Here is a 20,075-nt window from a genome sequence, read left to right on the forward strand (position 1 = left end):
TGCCCCCGGGACTAACTGTTATAAGGGCTTAGAAGTTCAGCTTCACGCCCCCCGAAACATAGCGCCCGATGACGTCATAGTTCGGGGTGATATAGGGGGTGAACGGCGGTTTGCGATCGAACAGATTGTTGACGTTGCCGAACAGCGTGAACGGCCCCGTCTTGAACTGCAGCCCGAGGTCGACATAGGTGCGGCTGCCGTTGCGGTTGTTCACGATCGGCTGCTGCGTCGGGCCGAGCTGCGTGTTGTAAAGGCCGCCGTCGACATAGCGCACGCGCAGGTTCGCGCCGAAAGAGTCATTGTCGAACGCGATCGTTCCCGAGCCGCGCCACTTCGGGGTCGAGAAGGCGGTTTCTCCGCCGACGACGCCCGCCACGTCGGTGCCGTTGATCCTCAGATGGAAGACATGATTGGCGAGAGCGCGGAAGGAGAGGGTGCCGTCGCCTAGGCTCGTCCGGTACGACGCCTCGATGTCGAGCCCTGCGGTGTTATAGTTGGCGAGGTTGCGGAAGGTGTTCGTCATCGACTCGATGCTGCCGTTCGGCAGGCGGGTGATGACGCCGCCGCATGTTCGGTCGGCCGGGTTCGCCGCATAGCATTGGCGCAGCAGATCCTGTGCGGTCACCGTCGTGATCACATTGTCGATGTCGATCTCATAATAGTCGACCGACAGGCGGACGCCCGGGATGTAGCTTGGCGAATAGGAGCCGCCGAGCGTCAGCGTGTGCGAGATTTCGGGGGTCAGGTTGCGATTGCCGCCGCCATACACCACCACATTGGCCTGCGGCGTGTTGACCGCGCCGCTTGAGTTCGGGAACGGATCGATGACATTGCCGATGTTCGTCGACCGGTTGAGGAAATATTCGGTGATGCTGGGCGAACGAATGTCGCGCGAATAGACAGCGCGCAGCAGCAGGTCGTTGACGACGCGCAGCGTTCCGCCGGTCTTCCACGACCAGATGCCGCCGCTGGTGCTGTAATCCGAATAGCGCGCGGCGCCGTTGATCTCGAGCTTGATCGCGTCCGCGATGTCGAGCAGCGGCACGTTCACTTCGGCGAAGGCTTCCTTGACGTTGAAGCTGCCGTTGGTCGCCGACGAATTGAGCGTGCCGAGCGCGTTCGCCAGCGACAGCGGATCGACATAGTTGGTGATCTGCTTTTCCCAGCGCGCGTCGGTGCCGATCGCGATGTCGACGGGGCCGGCCCAGGTCGAGAAGGGCTGTCCCGACAGGCTGGCGCCCACGGTGTCGAGCTTCGTGGTCGCAATCAGCTGCGATCCGCCGAACGCCCACTTTGCCGCAGCTGCCGAGATATTGCCGTTGCCGAACAGGTTGATCGGCACGCAATTGGGATCGTCATTGGCGGTCGATGCATCGACGTTGATCCGGCAGGTTGGCGTATTGCCCACCAGAACCGCGTCGACGCCATTGTTGAAGCGCGTCTTGATCCGCTGGTTGTTGAGGCTTTGGTTGATCCGGACCTCGCCGTGATCATAGTAGAATTTATAGCTCCAGCCGTCGCCGAATGTCCCGTCGAGGCCGATCGCGCCTTCGAGGTTACGGCGGTTGTACTTGAAGGTCAGCATCTTGTCGGGGCCGACATCGTCGAGCATGCGGCCAAGGATGAACGGGCCGGTGACGCCGGCCGCGGCGAGCGCGGTACGATTCGCCGCCGTCAGGAAGGCGTTGTCGGGCATGATCACGGCGGTCGGGGTTTCGGGGAAGAAACCGTAATTGCCTGTCATCCGGTGGTAGCTGAAATTGGCCCAGACCTTCAGCGAGTCGGTCACCTCGAAATCGGCGCGGGCGAAGCCGTTGATGCGTTCGTACGGCGTGCTGACCGCGACATAATCATAGATATTCTGGCCGCCGCCGCCGACGGTCGTCACGCCCTGCGTCACGCTGCCGAGCGGGAACGGGCCGATGTTGCCATCGGGGTTGAAGACGAGATTATAGGGTGCGCCGGTCAGGCCGAGGATCGAGCCGCCGTTGTAGAGCTGCGTCAGATTGGGGTCTTTGACGAGCTCGAGCCGGCCGTCGGGGCGCAGGAATACGCCCGATTCCAGCTTGGATCGGCTCTTGCGATCGAGGATGCCGCGTTCGTTCATATAGTCGGCGGCGACCATGAAATGGCCGCGCCCGTCGGCGAAATCGGTGCCCCACGCAATGTCGGCGCCATAACGCGCGCCATCGCCGCGCGACGATACGCCGGCCTGTGCGCCCATGCGCCAACCGGTGAAATCATCGTCGAGAATGATATTGACCACTCCCGCGACGGCGCCCGAGCCCCAAGCCGCCGAAGCGCCGCCAGTGACGACGTCGATACGCTTGACCAGGCTTTGCGGCACGGTGTTGAGATCGGCGGCGCCCGAGAAGCGATGCCCGTTGAGCAATGTCAGCGTGCGGACCGCGCCGAGCCCGCGCATGTCGGCGGTCGAAACGCCGCTGGCGGTGTTGCCGGTCGTCGTCGTCGGGCTCGACGTGGGGCGAAACTGGGGCGTGTCGTTCAGGACCTGCGCGATGCTGGGGCGGTTGCCGAGCGCCAATTCGGCCTCGCCGATCACGGTCGTCGGGGTGGGCGCGTCGAAACCTTCGCGCTGAATGCGCGAGCCGCTAACCACGATTTCCTGGTCCGAAACGCCCTCGGCCGCGGCGTCGACCGACTGCGCATAGGCTGGGTTCAGACTGACCAGCATCGACAATGCGGTGCCTGCATACCAGCCGGATTGAACGAATTTCATAACTATCCCCTTCGCCTGTGGACGACAGATTCTGCTGCCCGATGTTCGCTTATGTTTTACCGCGAGGCTCATCTGGTCCTCCGGTTTGCGATTTTTTATAAAGTCGGATTTTTTTGAAAAATCAACCCCAATCGAGACATAATTTTCAATTATGGAAAATGTATGGCTTTAGGGATGCGGGTTTGGCCCGATAACCGCATGAATCAGGACGTTTAAACCATGTTTCAAATTGCAGCTATCGCCAACCATGGTCGCAGCGGCCGCGCCGCTACGGCGGGCCGAGAGCGCGATCGCTTTAGGGGGCTTGCTAGCGGCCTTCGTCTTATGACGGATCGACGACTTGGGGTGCCGTCGCGCAGGATGTTTCCGGAATCTCGCAAATCGTCCAGCCGCCACCCATCGCCTGGAAGAGCTGGATGCGCGCCGAGAGTGCGTCGGCGTGGAGCTGGATCAGCGACAGCTCGGAGCCCAGCAGGCCGCGCTGGGCATCAAGCTGTTCCAGATAGGGCGAATAGCCTTCGCGATAGCGGTTGGTCGCGAGGCGGAGGCCCTCGGCCAGCGCATTGCGCTGCGACTGGGCGAAGGCGATCTGGGCATCGATCAGACGGACAGCTGCCAGCGCATCCTCGACCTCGCGAAACGCGGTGAGCGCGGTGCGGCGATAGGCGAAGGCGGCCTGGTCGCGCTGCGCGCCTGCGGCATCGGCCTGCGCCGTTAGTCGTCCGCCCTGAAAGATGGGCGCCAATATGCTGCCGCCCACCGACCAGATCGTAATCGGGTCGCCGAGCAGCGTAGAAAAGGCCGCACCGGCGGCCGAGGTAAGGCGTAGCTGCGGCAGGAAACGCTTGCGCGCCGCCGAGAGGTTCTTGTCGGACGCTGCGAGCTGATATTCGGCTTGCGCCACGTCGGGCCGACGGCGCAGCAGCTCGGACGGCAGGCCGTCCGGGACAAGCGGCACGGTCAGCCGGTCGAGCGCCTCGCCGCGCTCGATGGCGCGCGGGCTGTCGCCGACCAGCAGGCTTAACGCGTCTTCGGTTCGAGCGATGGCGAGTTCGATTTGCGGCACGATCTGCGCCGTAGCGTCATATTCTGCCTGCGCCTGTTCGAGTTCGAGCTTCGGCGAATAGCCCGATCCGACCCGCGACTTGGCGATGCGGAGCGATTCCGATCGCGCGCTCACTGTTTCGCGCGCGACCTCCAACCGCGCGTCGAGGCCGCGCAAGACCACATAATTGCCCGCTACCGCCGCGGCGATCGACAGTTGGATCGTGTCGTGCGCGGCCTCGCTCGCAAGATATAGATCGCGCGCGGCCGATTGCTGGTCGGCGAGGCGGCCGAACAGATCGACCTCATAGGCGACCTGAAGTTGAGGCTGCGCGAAATTCTGCTCGACGGGCTGACCGAAGGCGTTAACCGATCGCGACCTACCGCCGCCGAGCGTTGCGTCGATTGCCGGCAGCGTCTGCGCCCGAGCGAGCGCGACATTGGCGCGCGCCTCGCGGACGCGTGCTGCGGCGACGCCAATATCGCTGTTGTTCGCGAGCGCCGCGTCGACCAGCGCGGTGAGAGTCGGATCGCCGAAGGACCGCCACCAGTCGCGCTGCAGCGCCGCGCTGGGGCCGGCGTCGGTCCGCCACGCGAGCGGCGGCGCGACGGGCGCCACTGTCGTTGTCGCAACCTGGGGCCCGGCGCAGGCCGTGAGCGCCGCTGTCAGAGCCGAAGCGAGTGCGAGGCGCGATATTTTCACCGGCGCGCCCCGCCGCTCGTGTCGATACGGACCTCGACCGACATGCCGGGCCGCAGCCGCTTCGCCGCCGATTGCCCCTTGTCGATTGCAATCCGCACCGCGATCCGCTGCGCCACCTTCACAAAATTGCCGGTAGCATTGTCGGCCTTCAGCACCGCGAATTCGGAGCCTGCGGCGGGTGACAGATTCTCGATCCGCCCGGTCAGTTCGGCGCCGCCGAGCGCGTCGACGCTGAACCGCGCCCGCTGGCCGATCGCCATCTTGCCGGTCTGCGCTTCCTTGAAGTTGGCGATGACCCACACATTGTGTGGGACGACCGACAGCAGTTGCGTGCCTGCGGTGACATAAGCCCCCAAACGCACGCCGACTTCGGATAATTGGCCGTCGGCGGGCGCGCGGATGATCGTGTTGTCGAGGTCAATCTGGGCGAGGCGGAGCTGCGCCTTCGCCGAAGCGACCGCGGCTTCGAGACCGGCGCGCGCGACGACGACCGTTCGGACGTCCTGCGTGCCGATCGAGCGGCTCGCACGCGCCTGCTGCAACGATGCCTGCGCCGCGAGCAGCGCTGCGCGGGTCTGGTCGAGCTCGCGGGTCGAGATCGAGCCGTCTGCGGCGAGCGTGCGCGCGCGGCGCATGTCGGCCTCGGCGCGCGTCAGCTGCGCCTGCGCGTTGGCGATACCGGCATTCTGGCTGTCGGTGGCGACCTCGCGCGACCGCTGCGCCTGCGCCGAATTGGCGAGCGCGGCCTGCTGCGCCGCGACATTCGCCTCGGCCTGCGCAACGCGTGCGCGGTAGATGCGGTCGTCGATCGTCGCGAGCACCTGGCCCACCTTGACCTCGGCAAAATCCTGCACCGGAACGCTGGTGACATAGCCGCTGACCTGCGGGCTGATGATCGTCACACGCCCGCGGACATAGGCGTTATCGGTCCGTTCCGCCCTGCCGGCAAAGGGTGGCAGGTCCCACGCATAGAGGATCGCGAGCACCGCCACGACCGCGGCGACGACGATGACGATCACGGTCGTGCGGGTCTTGTCCGGAGGGCGCCACGCCGACGGCTGTGCGTCGACCTGCGGATCGGCCGGCGGCGCGGTTTCGGGCGGCGGGGCTGCCGCTGCGGGTCCGGGTTTCGGCGTGTTCGCCTTTGGCTCGTCGCTCATATCATTGCCCCTGTTGAGCCTGCGCCTGTGCCTGCGCTTGCAGGCGCTGTACCAATAATATCACCGGTGACGGTTCGTTTCGCCGTCGGATGCCTCGGCTAATCATGAAGCCCCATATCGTCGTCAGGATCGCGAGTACCCCGACCAGCAGGAATACGTCATTATACGCAAGGATATTGGCCTCGCGCGTGACTTGCTGGCTGAGCAACGCCCCCCCCTCCGCGCTGCGCAGCACCGGATCGCCGACCGTCCCGGCCACGACGCGGCTGCCGGCACCGAGCCGCGCCGCGACGAGCGGATCGCTGGCGACGATATTCTGGACCAGTTCGTGCGAGTGATATTTTTCGCGAACCGTCTGGAAGGTTCCGAGCAGGGTGCCGCCCGCGAGCCCGCCGATGCTCTGGCTCATGCTGAACAATACGACAAAGCTGATGAAATTCTTGCCGCCCGCAAGCAGGGTCCGCGCGATGCCGATCACCATCGCCTGGGCGAGGAAGAGCAAAGACGCGAAACCGATCAGCGCCTGGCTGAGGTAGAAATGGCCGGGGCGGGTGAGGTTGGTCGAATTGGCGTCCATGAAGGATCCGATCACGATCAAGATGACCGCGATGATGATCGGCCGCGTCAGATTGTCCGGGCGGAAGGTCAAAACCGCAGTAGCCAGACCGGCGATCGATGCAAAAACGACGATCAGGTTCAGCGTGACCAATTGGTCGTTGATCAGTCCGACAGCATTCAGAAAGCCGATCGAACCGAACGCCTGTTCGGACAGCAGGATACGCACCGATGCGGCGACCGCTATCAGTCGCATCATCTCGCGTGTACCGAGCCAGCGGGTGTTTATCAGGGGATTTCTACGATGATGTTCGACGAGGATCGCGGCGGCGATCAGCGCGACGCTGGCGGCGAGCGACCAGCCGATCCACTGCCGTTCGGTCCACCACTGGATTCGGCCCTGCGAGAGGACGGCGACCAGCAGCCACAGTCCTGGCGCGAGCAAGCCGAATGTCAGGAAGTCGAGCGGTTCGAACACTTTCTCGCGCTCGCTCGGCGGCAGCGGCTGCGCCATCACCGCGGCGAGCGTCGCCAGCGCCAACCCGAATTCGAACCAGTATAGATTGTGCCAGTCGCCCCAGATGAGGAGCCCCGGCGACAGCACGCGCGCGAGCGGCGTCGCGATCTGCGGGATACAGATGCCGATCATCACGGCGGCGAGGCGCTTCGATGCCGGAAGCGCCTGGAAGAAATAGAGGATGGTGAGGGTCGACAGGCCGCTCGCCGCGATCCCGCTCATCGCCCGCACCGCGACCGACGTCCAGAAATCGTGGATGAACAGGTGCATCAGCGTCGTCACCGCATAGGCGACGAGCGTGTAGCGGATGAACGGCTGCAGCCCGAATTGCTGGCGATATTTGACCAGCAGCAGGTTCGCGGTGACGTTGGTCATGAAATAGGCGGCGGTCAGCCACGCCGCCTCGTCGCTGTTCAGCCCGAGCGTTCCTTGCGCGAAATTGAGATTGACCGTGACCAGCGCATTGCCGAGACCGCCGGTGATCCCGATCAGGCAGCCGATCAGGAAATGGCGCACCATGCGCGAGGTCGGATGATCGGGATTGGCGGGCGATCCCGGAAGCGTTGGCCGTTCGTGCGGCTTGAAGACATATTCCGCCATGGCGCGCTATGCTGGCTTCGCAGTCACGGGCGCGGCGCGAGCGGGTTCGTGACCGTCATGATCGCAGCACCCAAAGGGCGGCGGCGAGTCGGTTCGATAAACATGATTTTCTTTACCGCATCGAGGGCAGGGTTGCAGCCTCTTAGGTGTCGGTCTTCCCTCAGATTCTCAGCTGGAATACGTCTTCCAAAGCCACGCAGCGCTGGCCAGGTCCTGCACGATCGAGCCGAGCGATTTATAGATGGTGACGTCCAATGCCGTCAGGCGGCCCGGCGCTGCCCCCGAAAAGACATGCCCGACCTCGGGCAGGACATGTGCTTCGGTGATGACCCCGGCGTCGCGCGCGCGCAGATATTCCGCGCCCTGCGCGAGCACCCCTTCGCGATGATCGGGCACGAAGCGTGCGCGCGCGACCAGCGCGATGTCGATCTCGGACGGGCCGGCACGGCTTGAGCCGACCGCATTTATATGCACGCCGTCCGCGATATGTCCGTTGAGCAGGATCGGCTCGGCTGCGCCGGTCAGCGTGCAGATGATGTCAGCGCCCACCGCAGCCTCGGCCACCGAAGCGGCCACCTGCGCTGTGAGGCCCAAATCGCGCGTGACTCGGTCGGCAAGCTCCTCCGCCTTTTCGGGCGCGCGACCCCAGATCCGTACGTCGGTGAGCGATCGCACATAGCGGATGGCGGCGACATGGTGCCATGCCTGCTCGCCCGTCCCTATGATCGCAAGGCGGCTGGCCGCAGGGCGGGCGAGCGCGTCGGTCGCCGCCGCCGAAGCGGCGGCGGTGCGGATCGCGGTGACCTCGCTGGCGTCGATCACGCACACCGGCGCCCCGCTCACACGATCGAACAGGATGATGACGCCCTGATGCGAGCTACCATGCGCTGCGGCCGCAGGAAAAATGCTGATGATCTTCGCCCCGAAGCCCGCGCCGTCGAGTGCACCCGGCATGACCCCGAATAGATCGCCGCCGTCGAGGTCGATGATGCCGCGCAGCAATTGCCGGCTGCGTCCTTCGGCGAGCGCGATCATCGCGCCGCGCATCAGGTCGATGCATATCCGGTGGTCGAGCCGCTCGCGGACTTCCTCGGCATCGATGAAGCGGATCGGATCAGCCACCCCAGACGCTTTCCGCATGGCGCAGGAAATTGAGCCCCATGATCTTCTCGATCCGGCGGCTCGAATAGCCGCGCGCGGCGAGCAACGCGATCAGTTTGCGGAACTGGTCGGGCCCGCGCAGGTCGACGACGAAGAGATAGGTGTCGGGCCGCTCGCCCGAAGCGCTGATCCCCGCCGCGCGACGCTCGGCAATCTCCTTTGCCAGCACGGCTTCATACGCGCGAAGATCGTCGATTTGGCCTACGGTGCCGTCGGTGCCGATTCCGACATGATCCTCGCCGCAGATATTCACCGCATGATCGATATGCGCCACGACGTCTTCGGCGCGGGCGTGGCCCGAGATGTTGAGGAAGGGCATGAAATAGATGCCGATAAAGCCGCCCCTTTCGGCAACGAGCCGCAACTCGGCGTCGGTCTTGTTGCGCGGCAGGTCGGTGACTGCGCGGCAACCGGTGTGGTTGATCGAGACCGGCGCGTTCGACACGCGCGCGGCTTCAACGCAGGTTTTTTCGCCGCTGTGCGACAGGTCGACGATCATCTTCTGTGCGTTGAGCCGCTCGACCACTTCGCGTCCGAACGGGGTGAGTCCGCGATTGTCGGGTGCCATCGATCCGTCGCCGAGCTGGTTCGCGGGATTATAGGTGATCTGGAAGATGCGCACGCCCATGTTGGCGAAGATGTCGACGCGGGCGGCGTCCTTGCCCATCATCGCGCCATTCTGAAAGCCATAGATGATCCCGATCTTCTTTTCGGCCTTGGCGCGGCGGATGTCGGCCGCGCTCAAAATCTTGAGCAGATCGCGCGGATAGCGGCGCAGCAGCATGTCCATCTCGGCGACGTCGGCGACGCTCTTTTCGAAGGGGTCAGCCGGTCCCGCGACATAGCCGAGGGTGCAGTTGATCGCGGTGATGCCCGACGCGTGGGCTTCGGCCAGCACGCGTGGTGAAAAGGGATCGGGCGCATCGCGCACATTGGGATCGGCGAGGCCGCCCAGCGCATTTACGATAACCCATTTGCGACCGTCGGGCGCCGCGGCATGTGCCGTAGCGGGCAGGAGAGATGTCGCAGCCAGTCCCGCTGCACCCGCGAGCATCGCGCGGCGTTCAATCGTCATTGCCAAGTTCCTTCGCCGTCGGGGCGATATAGTCGGCGCGCCGATATTGGCAGCCGCGCTTCACGGTCATTTCGATGCGTTCGATATTGTCGATGTCGGCGAGCGGGTCAGCGGCCAGCACGACGAAGTTCGCGAGCTTGCCGGGCTCGATCGACCCCATATCCTTGTCCTGCCCCGCCGCACGCGCGCCGACGAGCGTCGCCGAATGGATGACCGCGAGCGGCGGCATGCCGACGTCATGCGCGAGATAGCGAAGCTCGGCGTGGACTTCGGGCCATGCGTCGCCGGCGGGATTGGCGAAATCGGTGCCGGTCGAAATCGGCAGGCCGGCGCGCCACGCCTGCTGCGTCAGGCGGATCGTCTGGGCGCCGGTGCAGCGCAATGGTTTGGCTTTCGGATCGGCCTTGCGCGCGGCCTCGAACTTCACGAACAGGCTGCCGGTCGCGTCAAGGATCGTACCGTGTTTCCGCATCGCGTCGAAAAGGCGGGCGACGACCGGATCGTCGCCGGTCGGCGCGAGCAGCGCCTCGTTGACCGGAGTGCGGTCCTGATAGGCCGCGAGCATGTCGGGCTGCGCTTCATAGCCGAGATAACAGACATGGCTGACCGAATCGACGCCCGCTGCGATCACCTCGGCTGGGCGGGCAGGGAAGACTGCACTGTGCGCCCAGATCATCATCTTCTGCCGGTGTGCCTCGGCGGTGATTGCCTTGACGCGCTCGGCGGGCAGATTGGCGTAGATTTTGATCGCGCTCGCCGATGTGCCGCGTGCGAGTGTGATTGCGGTGCGAAGATCGGTTCCTTTGTCGATCGCCTGCATCCATGGCGCCGTGCCCGGGGTGAAACCCCGACTGACGGCGAGGACGCGCGGATCCTCGAAAAAGGACGGCCCTGCCATCAGCGCGGCGTAATAAATATCGGGCGCGGGAATCTCGCCGATCAAGGACGCACGCGAAAGCTCGCCTACCGCGCGCAGATCGTCCGCCATGTCGCGCACTGCGGTGACCCCGCCATAAAGGTTTCGGCGCAAGATCGCTTCGGCGCGGGCGCGGTTCGGCGGGGTGGCGAGATGCACGTGGCTGTCGATGAGTCCCGGGATCACGAAGCGTCCGGTCAGGTCGACCCGGCGCGCGGTCACGGCGCGCTCTGCCAGCGTGTCATGTGCGCCGATCGCCACGATCCGTTCGCCGTCGATCAGAATGTCCTGCCCGGCGCGTGAGGGGCCGCCCGTGCCGTCGATGACCGACGCATTGGTGTAAAGCACCTGCTCGGCCGCGTGCGAGGGTGCCCACGCCATCAGCAATGCGGCAATGCCAAGCGACTGAAAGGCAGCGACGAGCGCCAACGGGCGTGAGCGGACCGATGTCATGCGCTCGTGGCTAGCGCCCTCATTTCATGTCCGCAATCGCCCCGCACCCGCCACCGGAGAAAAGCGGAGCTGCGGACATGTTTCTGCTATTTCGTCAGAAGTTGTATTTCAGCGTCACCCGCGCGTTTCGCGGCTCGCCATATACGAAGCCGGGGAACCAGACGTTGCCGCTGAAAAAGCGCTTGTCGAAGAGATTGTCGACATTGACCTGCAGCGACAGGGCCTCGGTCAGGTCGTAGCGCGCCATGATATTGGCGATGGCATAGGCGGGTTGGCCGATCCGCTCCTCGACGTTCGACCCCGGATTGACGGCGGTCACCGGCGGACGGCTTTCCCATTTCAACGCGCCGCCGACACTCAGGCCGTCGAACATGCCGGTAAAATCGTACCGGGTCGCAAAGTTGAACACGCGGCGCGGCTGATGCGCGAGTACATGCGCTCCCTCAGCGTCCTTCGCGCTATAATCGCTCCAGCCGGCGCTGACGTCCCATTGCGGGGTGATCTTCCCGACGACTTCCAGTTCATAGCCCTTGGCGACGGTCCCCTTCATGCCGCGATAGGCCTGAATAGGCGTGCCAGGGATCAGGCCGTCGGCGACCGCCAGATTGTCCTGTTCGATCCGATAGACCGAGACCGTCGCAAGCAACTGACCATCGAGCAGCAGTGCTTTCAGACCGGCTTCATAATTGGTGCCTTCGAGCGGATCGATCAGCTTGTTGTTGCGGTCGCGCAGGTCGCCCTGTGGCTTGAAGATGTTGGTGTAGCTTGCATAGGCGGACAGATTGTCCGTCAGGTTGTAGACCAGCCCGACATAAGGCGTGATCTGGCCCTTGTACGAGAGGGTGTAGGGTGAACTGTACAGGCTCTCATGCTCTTCGCGCTTGTAATAGCTGACGCGGCCGCCGCCGATGAGCTTCAGCCCGCCGATCAGGCTGATCCGCGTCGAGGCGTACACCGCCGCCTGCGTCGTGTTGCCGAAACCGGACATGTCATATCGCTCGCCCCATTCAGGCTCGGCGAGCCGGCCGTCGAAGCTGTTGAAGTCGGTGATCGGGTCGATCGCGATCGGATCGCGGTTCGTCCAGCCGTTGTCGACGCGGCTCGCCATCGCGCCGAACGCGAGGTCGTGCTGGCCGCCCAGCAAGTTGAAGCTACCGCTGGCCTGGACGCTGCCATGCCATTGCTCGGGGTCGGTCTTGTACCAGTAACCCGACGTGTTCACGCCCGCGCCGGTAATGCGATCGGGCAGGCCGTCGAGCCACAGCAGTTTCGAATTTTCGAGTCCCTTGTGATAACCGATGTCGCCGCGAATTTCCCAATCGCCGCCCAATTTGTGCTTGAGGGTGGCAAAGGCCGAAATCTCGGTGGTGTTCCAGAGCCCCCAGTCGGCGCCGGTGGTCTTCGATCGCCGCCAGTCGGTGCGCGTGCCGTCGGTATACCAATAGGGCAGCTGGGCCCACATGATCCCGTCGCGCTCGTCGCGCTGGTAGCTTGCACCGATCGACAGCGTCGTGCGGTCGCCCAGATCGGCGTCGATCACGCCATAGAGAAGGAGGCCCTTCTTCTTTTCGAGGTCGACGAAACTGTCCTGCGTATAGGCCTGCGCGACCGCGCGTGCGCGCACCGTGCCAGCGGCGTTGAGCGGCGACTGGACATCGAGCGTTGCGGCGAAGCGATCCCACGATCCGGCCTCGACGCTGATGTTGCCCGCAAAGTCGCCTGCCGTCGCATGTTTGCGGATCAGGTTGACGACCGCCGACGGGTCGCCGGCGCCCTGCATCAGGCCGGCGGCACCGCGCACCAGGTCGACGCGCTCATATTGCGCGGTGCTGGTCTCGCCAAAGCCGACATTGCCATTTTCGAAAGGCGCGCCGTCGAGCTGGAAATTCTGCACCTCGAAACCGCGCGCGGTGATCGCGCTGCGCCCGCGGTCGATGTCCTTCTTGGAAATGCCGACGGTAAAGTCGAGCGCATCGTTGATCGTGTTGAACCCCTGGTCCTGGATCTGCTGTTGCGTAATCACGCTGATCGTTTGCGGCGTTTCAAGCGGGGAGAGCGGAAGCCCGGTTGCGGCGGTGGGCTGGTCGGTCCGGCCATAGGCGGTCACGACGATGGCATCGCCCGGTTCTTCGTCGGCCGCCGTCGGCGGCGCATCTTGCTGCGCCTGGGCGAATGTCGCGGTATACAGAAGCGCCGATCCGGTCAGCAGCAAACGAATGGAACGGCGCATCTTTTCCCCCTTTTGTCGGCGGCCCGGCCGCGTCGGTAAAGCGCCACTAATGAGAGTAACTCGCATTTGCAACATCGTTTAGGGCTGTTTTCGCGACATGGACGCGTCGAAGGCTTTCCGCGGGACAAATATCACGACAGGCCACAACCCGCCCGCGTCGCATCGACCCGGCGCGACGCTTGTTCTGCAGCGCATTATTATGTTACCCCTTCATCACGAATCCGAAATTTTCTGAGCCGACGCGGTCATAAATCGCGCGGTACGACTGCCTGATCTTTCCCGTGGGCGTCCGCGCCCATTGGCAAACAGAAACAGAAACGGAGGACCGCGGTGCAAACTCCCGAAGAATATGAGCTGTCCCGGCGCGGTGTGCTGGTTGGCGGCGCGGCGTCGGTTGCGACGGTGACGCTCGTTCCGATCGGCGCGGCGACGGCTGCCAGTCCGGCCGCTGCGGCGCCGCCGACCGTCAAAGTGGCGTTCAACGTCAATGGTCAGGCGCAAGAGCTCGAGCTCGATACGCGCACCTCGCTGCTCGATGCGTTGCGCGAGCATCTGCACCTGACCGGCACCAAGAAGGGTTGCGACCACGGCCAGTGCGGCGCGTGCACCGTGATCGTCGACGGGCGGCGGATCAACAGCTGCCTGACATTGGCGGTGATGCACGATGGCGACAATATCACGACGATCGAGGGGCTCGGCACTCCCGACAAGATGCACGCGATGCAGGACGCCTTTGTGACGCACGACGGTTTTCAATGCGGCTATTGTACGCCGGGTCAGATTTGCTCGGCGGTCGCGGTGCTCGACGAGATCAAGGCCGGCATCCCGAGCCATGTGACGGCCGACCTGACTGCCGCGCCGCAAGTCACCAACATGGAGATCCGTGAGCGGATGAGCGGCAATATCTGCCGCTGCGGTGCCTATCCCAATATCGTTGCGGCGATCAGCGAAGTGGCGGGAGTGAAGGCATGAAAAGCTTCACCTATGAACGGGTCGACACGCCGGCCGCCGCCACGGCCGCCTTCGCGCGGACCAAGGGTTCGCGTTATATCGCCGGCGGCACCAACCTTCTCGACCTGATGAAGCTCGAGATCGAGACGCCGGGCCATCTGATCGACATCAGCCGCCTCGCGCTCGACAAGATCGAGCCGACCGCCGATGGCGGCCTGCGCATCGGGGCGATGGTGCGCAACACCGACCTCGCGTCCGACGCGCGCGTTCGCCGCGACTATGGCCTCGTCTCGCGCGCGCTCGTCGCGGGGGCATCGGGGCAACTCCGCAACAAGGCGACGATGGGGGGCAACATCCTCCAGCGCACACGCTGCCCCTATTTTTACGACACGAACCAGCCGTGCAACAAACGCCAGCCGGGTAGCGGCTGCGCGGCGATCGGCGGCTTCAACCGCATCCTCGCTGTCCTTGGCGCCAGCGACGCGTGCATCGCGACACAGCCGAGCGATGTCGGCGTGGCGCTGCGCGCGCTCGACGCCAGCGTCGAAACGGTCGATGTGGCGGGCAAGACGCGTGCGATCTCCTACGCCGATTTCTATCGCGCGCCGGGCAAGACCCCGCATCTCGAAACCGCGCTGGCGCCGGGCGAGTTGATCACCGCGGTGACGCTGCCCAAGCCGATCGGCGGCACGCACATCTATCACAAGGTGCGCGACCGGGCGTCCTATGCCTTTGCGCTGATATCGGTCGGCGCCGTCGTGCAAAGGGACGGCACCGGGCGTGTCGCGCTCGGCGGCGTCGCCTACAAACCCTGGCGTGTCGAGGCGGCCGAGGCCGAGCTGCCGCGCGGCGCCAAGGCGGTGGCCGCGAAGCTGCTCGCGGGTGCGAAGACCACCCACGAAAATGCCTATAAGCTGCCACTGGTCGAGCGCACGCTCGCCGGCGTACTGGCGCAAGCGAAAGGCTGAACCGATGAAATTCGACACGCCCGCCACCACCAATCCGATCGATCAGCTGAAGGTCGTCGGCAAACCCACCAACCGGATCGAAGGGCCGCTCAAGGTGACGGGCACAGCGCCCTATGCCTATGAGCATCAGGACTTCGCGAAAACGCAGGCCTATGGCTATGTCGTCGGGTCGGCGATTGCCAAGGGCAAGATCGCGTCGATGAACCTCGACGAAGCCCGCGCCGCGCCAGGCGTGCTCGCGATCGTCACCGCCGCCAATGCCGGCAAGCTCGGCAAGGGCGATTTCAACAATGCGACGTTGCTCGGCGGACCCGATATCGAACATTATCATCAAGCCGTCGCGCTCGTCGTCGCCGAAAGTTTCGAACAGGCGCGCGCCGCCGCGTCGCTCGTCCGTATCGACTACACTCGCGGCAAGGGCGCATTCGACCTCTCTGCCACCGTTGAAACGGCGGGCAAGGCGCCCGTGCTCTATGGCAATCAGCCCGATACGGCGGTGGGCGATTTCGGCGCCGCCTTTGCTGCCGCGCCGGTGCAACTCGACGCGCGCTATTCGACCCCCGACCATGCCCATGCGATGATGGAGCCCCATGCGTCGATCGCGGCGTGGGAAGGCGACAAGCTGACGGTGTGGACGGCGAACCAGATGATCGCCTGGTCGGCGGGCGACGTCGCGAAGACGCTCGGCCTGCCCAAGGAAAATGTCCGGCTGCTGTCGCCCTATGTCGGCGGCGGTTTTGGCGGCAAGCTCTATGTCCGCGCCGATGCGATCCTCGCCGCGCTCGGCGCCAAGGCGGCGAAGCGTCCGGTCAAGGTCGCGTTGCACCGCGCGCTGATGATCAACAACACGCCGCACCGGCCGGCGACGATCCAGCGCATCCGGCTGGGCGCGACGCCCGACGGCAAGCTGACCGCGATCGGTCACGAAAGCTGGTCGGGCGACGTCAACGCCGCCAAGCCCGAGGGGGCGGTCGCGCAGACGCGCCTGCTCTACGCGGTCGCCAATCGCATGACCGCGATGCGCATCGCCGCGCTCGACCTTGCCGAGGGTAACGACATGCGCGCGCCGGGCGAGGCGCCCGGCATGATGGCGCTCGAGGTCGCGATGGACGAGATGGCGGAAAAGCTCGGACTCGACCCGATCCAGTTCCGCATCCTCAACGATACGCAGGTCGATCCCGAAGTGCCGACCCGGCCCTTCACCCAGCGCCAGCTCAACAAATGCCTGCAAATGGGCGCCGAGAAATTCGGCTGGGCAAAGCGCGGCAAACCGGGCGTGACGCGCGATGGCAAATGGCTCGTCGGCATGGGCGTCGCGGCGGCGTTCCGCAACAATCTCAACGCCAATTCGGGGGCGCGCGTCCGGCTTTCTAATGCGGGTATCGTCACGGTCGAAACCGACATGACCGACATCGGCACCGGCAGCTACACGATCATCGCGCAGACCGCCGCCGAAATGATGGGCGTACCGCTCGACAAGGTGGTGGTGAAACTGGGCGATTCCAGCTTCCCCGTTTCCTCGGGCTCGGGCGGGCAGTGGGGCGCCAACAGCTCGACTGCGGGCGTCTACGCCGCTTGCACGAAACTCCGCGAAGCGGCGGCGCAAAAGCTGGGGCTCAACCCTGCGGAAGCCGTGTTCGCCGAAGGAAAGATCAAGGCGGGGCGGCGCAGCTTGGCGCTTGCCGATGCTGCAAAGGACGGCGAACTCGTTGCCGAAGATGTCATCGAATTCGGCAAGCTCGCCGAAAAGGAACAGCAATCGACCTTCGGCGCGCATTTCGTTGAGGTCGGCGTGGATATCGCGACAGGCGAAATCCGCATCCGCCGCATGCTCGCAGTGTGCGCCGCGGGACGCATCCTCAACCCGAAAGCAGCGCGCAGCCAGGTCATCGGCGGGATGACGATGGGGGCGGGCGCGGCGCTGATGGAGGAACTCGCGGTCGACAAACGCTTCGGCTTCTTCGTCAATCACGACCTTGCTGGATATGAAGTGCCGGTCCACGCCGACATCCCCTATCAGGAAGTGATCTTCCTCGACGAAACCGATCCGAACACCTCGCCGATGAAGGCAAAGGGCGTCGGCGAGCTCGGCATTTGCGGCGTCGCCGCAGCGGTTGCGAACGCGGTATACAACGCGACGGGCGCGCGCGTGCGTAACTATCCGATCACGCTGGACAAATTCATCGACAAATTGCCGGAGATGACGTGATCGCGATGCGCCGCGATCAGCGGGCGGGCAGATCGCCCGGCCGGTCGATATCCAGCAGTTCGTCGGCGGCTGCGTGCACGAGTGCCGCGCCCGCGAGCAAGGCTTTGCCACCCCGATCGCCTTCGCCAGTAAGCAGCTTGTTGAACAGCGCGCTGGCAAACAGCGCCGGGGGCATCGCCGTGTCGCCATCAGATGAGGCGACCACGGGAGCGGTCGAAGGATCGAAACGCGCCAGCAACTCGCGCAAATGGCTGGTGCTGACGAAGGGCATATCGGCGAGACAGATTAGTGCCGCGACCTCCGGACCCAGCGCCGCCTCGGCAATGCCTCGCGACAAGGAGTGTGACAAGCCGCGTTCGGGGTACGGGTTGACGGCAATTTCAAAACCTTCCGCCGCGAGCTGCTGCGCGAGAACGCCATCGCGGTTGGGGCAGACGGCGATCCGCCGCCCCGGCGCGAGTTCGACGATCCGCCGCGCGGCGTGCAGCGCCAGCGGTTCGCCCGCGAGCGACGCCAGCAGCTTGTCCTCGGTGCCGAACCGTTGCGACGTCCCCGCGGCGAGCAGGACGGCGGCGATGTTCGCGGCTTCGACCATGGCTCTTGCCCCTTCCGCCACTCTTTACGCCCCTTTCAGGGCAAACGACGAATGATAGCAACTACGCCGACCGACATATTGCGCTTTGTCCTGATGCGGACCGAGGAGGGCATTGCGACGATCCTCGTCACGCTCACTTCGATCGAAGGATCGTCGCCGCGCGCGATCGGTGCGCAGATGGCAGTGGCGGAGGACGGGCGATATGTCGGGTCCTTCTCCGGAGGCTGCATCGAGGCGGCGGTCGTTGCCGAGGCGATCGGCACGCTCGCCGACGGGCGTGCCAAGCTCGTGCGGTTCGGCGTGGGATCGCCCTATCTCGACATCCGGCTCCCGTGCGGCGGCGGGATCGACCTTTTGTTCAACCCCGGCCCCGATCCGGATGCGATCGCGGCGGTGCTGTTGCGGCATGACCGGCGCGAGGCGGCGGCATTGCGGCTATCGGACGATGGCGTGTTTTTGGACGCTGTGTCCGACGGTGATTGCGTGGGCTGGCGTGATGAGGGTTTCCGCCTTTGCTATGCACCGACGCTCCGCGTCGTCGCGATCGGGCAGGGCGAAGAACTCACCGCGCTGGCGCGGCTGGCGGCGAGCTTCGGCGCCGATATCGCCGTACTTTCGCCCGACGAACGCGCCTTGGCGGACCTGGCTGCCGAAGGATTCGACACCGTTCGGCTTACCGCGCGCACGTCGCTGCCGCCGGTGCGTACCGATGCGTGGACCGCGATCCTCTCGGTGTTTCACGACCGCGATTGGGAGGAAGAGCTACTGCCGTTAGCATTGCGTCTTCCCAGCTTTTACATCGGGGCGATCGGGAGCCGGCGAACGCAGCATATCCGGCTCGATATCTTGCGGGCAGCCGGGGTGCCGGAGGATTTGCGCCGAAAGCTGCGCACCTCGGTCGGCTTGATACCCGCGACCCGCGACCCCGCGACGCTGGCGCTGTCGGCGCTATCGCAGATCGTGCAGGAATATCACCGCATCGGCAGTGGAACCCTGGGTTCGAATGAGGTGGCCGATCGCTACGCCGGAAACGGCGATCTGATGGGTCAAGCGCTTCAGGCCTGATTAGTCCGGGCGGGGGGCCGCTTGATATCGGTTGTCGAGATTGATCGCGCGTCGCTCGTCGATGTCCGCACGACGAACCTCACCTTGTTTTCGCAAGATAAGGCTGCGGTTATAATAAGCGCGAGCCGATTGCGGTGCATGCCGGATCGCACGGTCGAGATCGGCGATCGCGCGCGTGCTTTCGCCCTGGCGATCATAAGCGAGACCGCGATTGAGGTAGGCGACCGAAAGGTCGGGCGCGACGGCAATTGCCTGATCGAACGCGATGATCGCCTCGTCCAGTTCGCCCTCCCACGCATGCTTCAGCCCGTCGGAAAGATGCGCGTCGGCTTGCGCGCGGACGTCCTTCGCGCCCTTGTTCGCCAGCTTCTTGCATTTGGATAGCGTCCGGCTGGGGTCATTGACTGTACAGGCGTTCCAGTCACCACGCCGCGGCGGCTTCGATATACGCGTGCCGGTGACGACGACGGAATCACTCTCGGACACCCTGTCGGCGGACACTGCCGAAACAGGGCTTGCGGCTTCGAGCGAGGGGCGCGGGGCTGCTCGCCCTTGAACGACAATAGGAGCGGCTTCTTCGGCCTTTGCGGTAGCTGCCGCCGGTGCAAAAATTTCAGCCTGCGCCAATTCGACCCGCTTCGCCGGTGGCGCAGCCGGGGCGGGAGGGGGCGCGGCGGTGTTCGGCTCGACGCGATCAGCTTCTTCGGACGGTACCATCGCGATCGAGGCTGTGGCTGGAACGTCGGCCGTGTCGGGCGTAGCGACCCGGCCCGCTTCGCGAGGGGTCGGTGAAGCCCGTTCGTCGGCTGCGGGCGCGCCCGGATTGAGCGTCGTCCAGGCAAAGGGCAGGCTAATCGCGGCAACCAGCGCCGCAGTCGCGAGCAGCCCGGCCTGAGGGCCACGAAGCGATTTCCACCATGGCGTCCTGATCTGTGGCGGGGGGCGCTTTGCAACAGGCGTTCCGTCGAAGCGTGCGAGCGCCTCGGCAATGGCCGCCTCGCGCCGTTTGGGCGCGGGCGGCGGAGCTGGTGGCAGAAGGGCATTGAGATCATCGTCGCCGGTCATCGCCAGGCCTTATACGCACAATTGGACGCCCGTCGAACAACTCGATCGAAATGCCAAAGCGTCAGAGC

General features: G+C 64.8%; 14 protein-coding genes. 4 read left to right on the forward strand and 10 right to left on the reverse strand.

Annotation, left to right across the window (positions count from 1 at the left end; translation table 11 throughout):
- Positions 1-28 precede the first annotated feature (28 nt).
- From GGC65_RS22355 to GGC65_RS22390, 8 genes are all read right to left on the reverse strand, one after another.
- Positions 29-2,740, reverse strand: a complete 2,712-nt coding sequence (locus GGC65_RS22355; RefSeq protein ID WP_192649168.1) for a TonB-dependent receptor plug domain-containing protein — start codon at positions 2,738-2,740, stop codon at positions 29-31.
- 322 nt (positions 2,741-3,062) lie between these two features.
- Positions 3,063-4,487: an efflux transporter outer membrane subunit gene (locus tag GGC65_RS22360; protein ID WP_318780221.1), complete on the reverse strand. Its 1,425-nt coding sequence runs from the start codon at positions 4,485-4,487 to the stop codon at positions 3,063-3,065.
- Complete coding sequence (locus tag GGC65_RS22365; RefSeq protein WP_192649169.1) at positions 4,484-5,647, reverse strand: HlyD family secretion protein; 1,164 nt, start codon at positions 5,645-5,647, stop codon at positions 4,484-4,486. The genes GGC65_RS22360 and GGC65_RS22365 overlap by 4 nt, the downstream gene beginning before the upstream one ends.
- A gap of 1 nt (position 5,648) precedes the next feature.
- Positions 5,649-7,319, reverse strand: coding sequence for an MFS transporter (locus GGC65_RS22370; RefSeq protein WP_192649170.1), 1,671 nt, complete (start codon positions 7,317-7,319; stop codon positions 5,649-5,651).
- 168 nt (positions 7,320-7,487) lie between these two features.
- Positions 7,488-8,441 (reverse strand): ornithine cyclodeaminase family protein, encoded by a 954-nt coding sequence (locus GGC65_RS22375; protein WP_318780222.1) that lies wholly within the window; start codon positions 8,439-8,441, stop codon positions 7,488-7,490.
- Positions 8,434-9,555 (reverse strand): dipeptidase, encoded by a 1,122-nt coding sequence (locus tag GGC65_RS22380; protein ID WP_192649171.1) that lies wholly within the window; start codon positions 9,553-9,555, stop codon positions 8,434-8,436. The genes GGC65_RS22375 and GGC65_RS22380 overlap by 8 nt, the downstream gene beginning before the upstream one ends.
- On the reverse strand, positions 9,545-10,924 hold the full coding sequence (locus GGC65_RS22385) for an amidohydrolase family protein (protein WP_192649172.1): 1,380 nt from the start codon (positions 10,922-10,924) through the stop codon (positions 9,545-9,547). Before GGC65_RS22385 ends, GGC65_RS22380 begins: the two co-directional genes overlap by 11 nt.
- Before the next feature lie 94 nt (positions 10,925-11,018).
- A complete protein-coding gene (locus tag GGC65_RS22390; RefSeq protein WP_192649173.1) occupies positions 11,019-13,154 on the reverse strand; it encodes a TonB-dependent siderophore receptor in 2,136 nt (711 codons plus the stop codon).
- A 330-nt stretch (positions 13,155-13,484) separates the two neighbouring features.
- Between GGC65_RS22390 and paoA the strand changes: the two genes are divergently transcribed.
- From paoA to paoC, 3 genes are read left to right on the forward strand one after another with little or no spacing between them, the layout of a single operon-like run.
- Positions 13,485-14,126: an aldehyde dehydrogenase iron-sulfur subunit PaoA gene (gene paoA, locus GGC65_RS22395; RefSeq protein ID WP_192649174.1), complete on the forward strand. Its 642-nt coding sequence runs from the start codon at positions 13,485-13,487 to the stop codon at positions 14,124-14,126.
- Positions 14,123-15,073, forward strand: coding sequence for an FAD binding domain-containing protein (locus tag GGC65_RS22400; RefSeq protein ID WP_192649175.1), 951 nt, complete (start codon positions 14,123-14,125; stop codon positions 15,071-15,073). The genes paoA and GGC65_RS22400 overlap by 4 nt, the downstream gene beginning before the upstream one ends.
- A gap of 4 nt (positions 15,074-15,077) precedes the next feature.
- Positions 15,078-17,282 carry an aldehyde oxidoreductase molybdenum-binding subunit PaoC gene (paoC, locus tag GGC65_RS22405; protein WP_192649176.1) on the forward strand — a complete coding sequence of 735 codons (2,205 nt, stop codon included), beginning with the start codon at positions 15,078-15,080 and terminating at the stop codon, positions 17,280-17,282.
- A 16-nt stretch (positions 17,283-17,298) separates the two neighbouring features.
- Here the strand turns inward: paoC and GGC65_RS22410 are convergent, their stop codons facing one another.
- On the reverse strand, positions 17,299-17,877 hold the full coding sequence (locus tag GGC65_RS22410) for a nucleotidyltransferase family protein (RefSeq protein ID WP_192649177.1): 579 nt from the start codon (positions 17,875-17,877) through the stop codon (positions 17,299-17,301).
- Between the two features lie 51 nt (positions 17,878-17,928).
- Here GGC65_RS22410 and GGC65_RS22415 point away from each other — a divergent pair, with 51 nt between their 5' ends.
- Positions 17,929-18,942: an XdhC family protein gene (locus GGC65_RS22415; protein WP_192649178.1), complete on the forward strand. Its 1,014-nt coding sequence runs from the start codon at positions 17,929-17,931 to the stop codon at positions 18,940-18,942.
- Here GGC65_RS22415 and GGC65_RS22420 read toward each other — a convergent pair whose 3' ends face one another.
- Positions 18,943-20,007 carry a tetratricopeptide repeat protein gene (locus GGC65_RS22420; protein WP_192649179.1) on the reverse strand — a complete coding sequence of 355 codons (1,065 nt, stop codon included), beginning with the start codon at positions 20,005-20,007 and terminating at the stop codon, positions 18,943-18,945.
- Between the last annotated feature and the right edge of the window lie 68 nt (positions 20,008-20,075).

The organism is Sphingopyxis sp. OAS728 (assembly GCF_014873485.1).
Classification (GTDB): domain Bacteria; phylum Pseudomonadota; class Alphaproteobacteria; order Sphingomonadales; family Sphingomonadaceae; genus Sphingopyxis.

Coding starts and splice junctions, on each gene's coding strand:
- GGC65_RS22355 (WP_192649168.1), bottom strand. CDS start 2,740: ATGAAATTCGTTCAATCCGGCTGGTATGCAGGCACCGCATTGTCGATG.
- GGC65_RS22365 (WP_192649169.1), bottom strand. CDS start 5,647: ATGAGCGACGAGCCAAAGGCGAACACGCCGAAACCCGGACCCGCAGCG.
- GGC65_RS22370 (WP_192649170.1), bottom strand. CDS start 7,319: ATGGCGGAATATGTCTTCAAGCCGCACGAACGGCCAACGCTTCCGGGA.
- GGC65_RS22380 (WP_192649171.1), bottom strand. CDS start 9,555: ATGACGATTGAACGCCGCGCGATGCTCGCGGGTGCAGCGGGACTGGCT.
- GGC65_RS22385 (WP_192649172.1), bottom strand. CDS start 10,924: ATGACATCGGTCCGCTCACGCCCGTTGGCGCTCGTCGCTGCCTTTCAG.
- GGC65_RS22390 (WP_192649173.1), bottom strand. CDS start 13,154: ATGCGCCGTTCCATTCGTTTGCTGCTGACCGGATCGGCGCTTCTGTAT.
- GGC65_RS22400 (WP_192649175.1), top strand. CDS start 14,123: ATGAAAAGCTTCACCTATGAACGGGTCGACACGCCGGCCGCCGCCACG.
- paoC (WP_192649176.1), top strand. CDS start 15,078: ATGAAATTCGACACGCCCGCCACCACCAATCCGATCGATCAGCTGAAG.
- GGC65_RS22410 (WP_192649177.1), bottom strand. CDS start 17,877: ATGGTCGAAGCCGCGAACATCGCCGCCGTCCTGCTCGCCGCGGGGACG.
- GGC65_RS22415 (WP_192649178.1), top strand. CDS start 17,929: ATGATAGCAACTACGCCGACCGACATATTGCGCTTTGTCCTGATGCGG.
- GGC65_RS22420 (WP_192649179.1), bottom strand. CDS start 20,007: ATGACCGGCGACGATGATCTCAATGCCCTTCTGCCACCAGCTCCGCCG.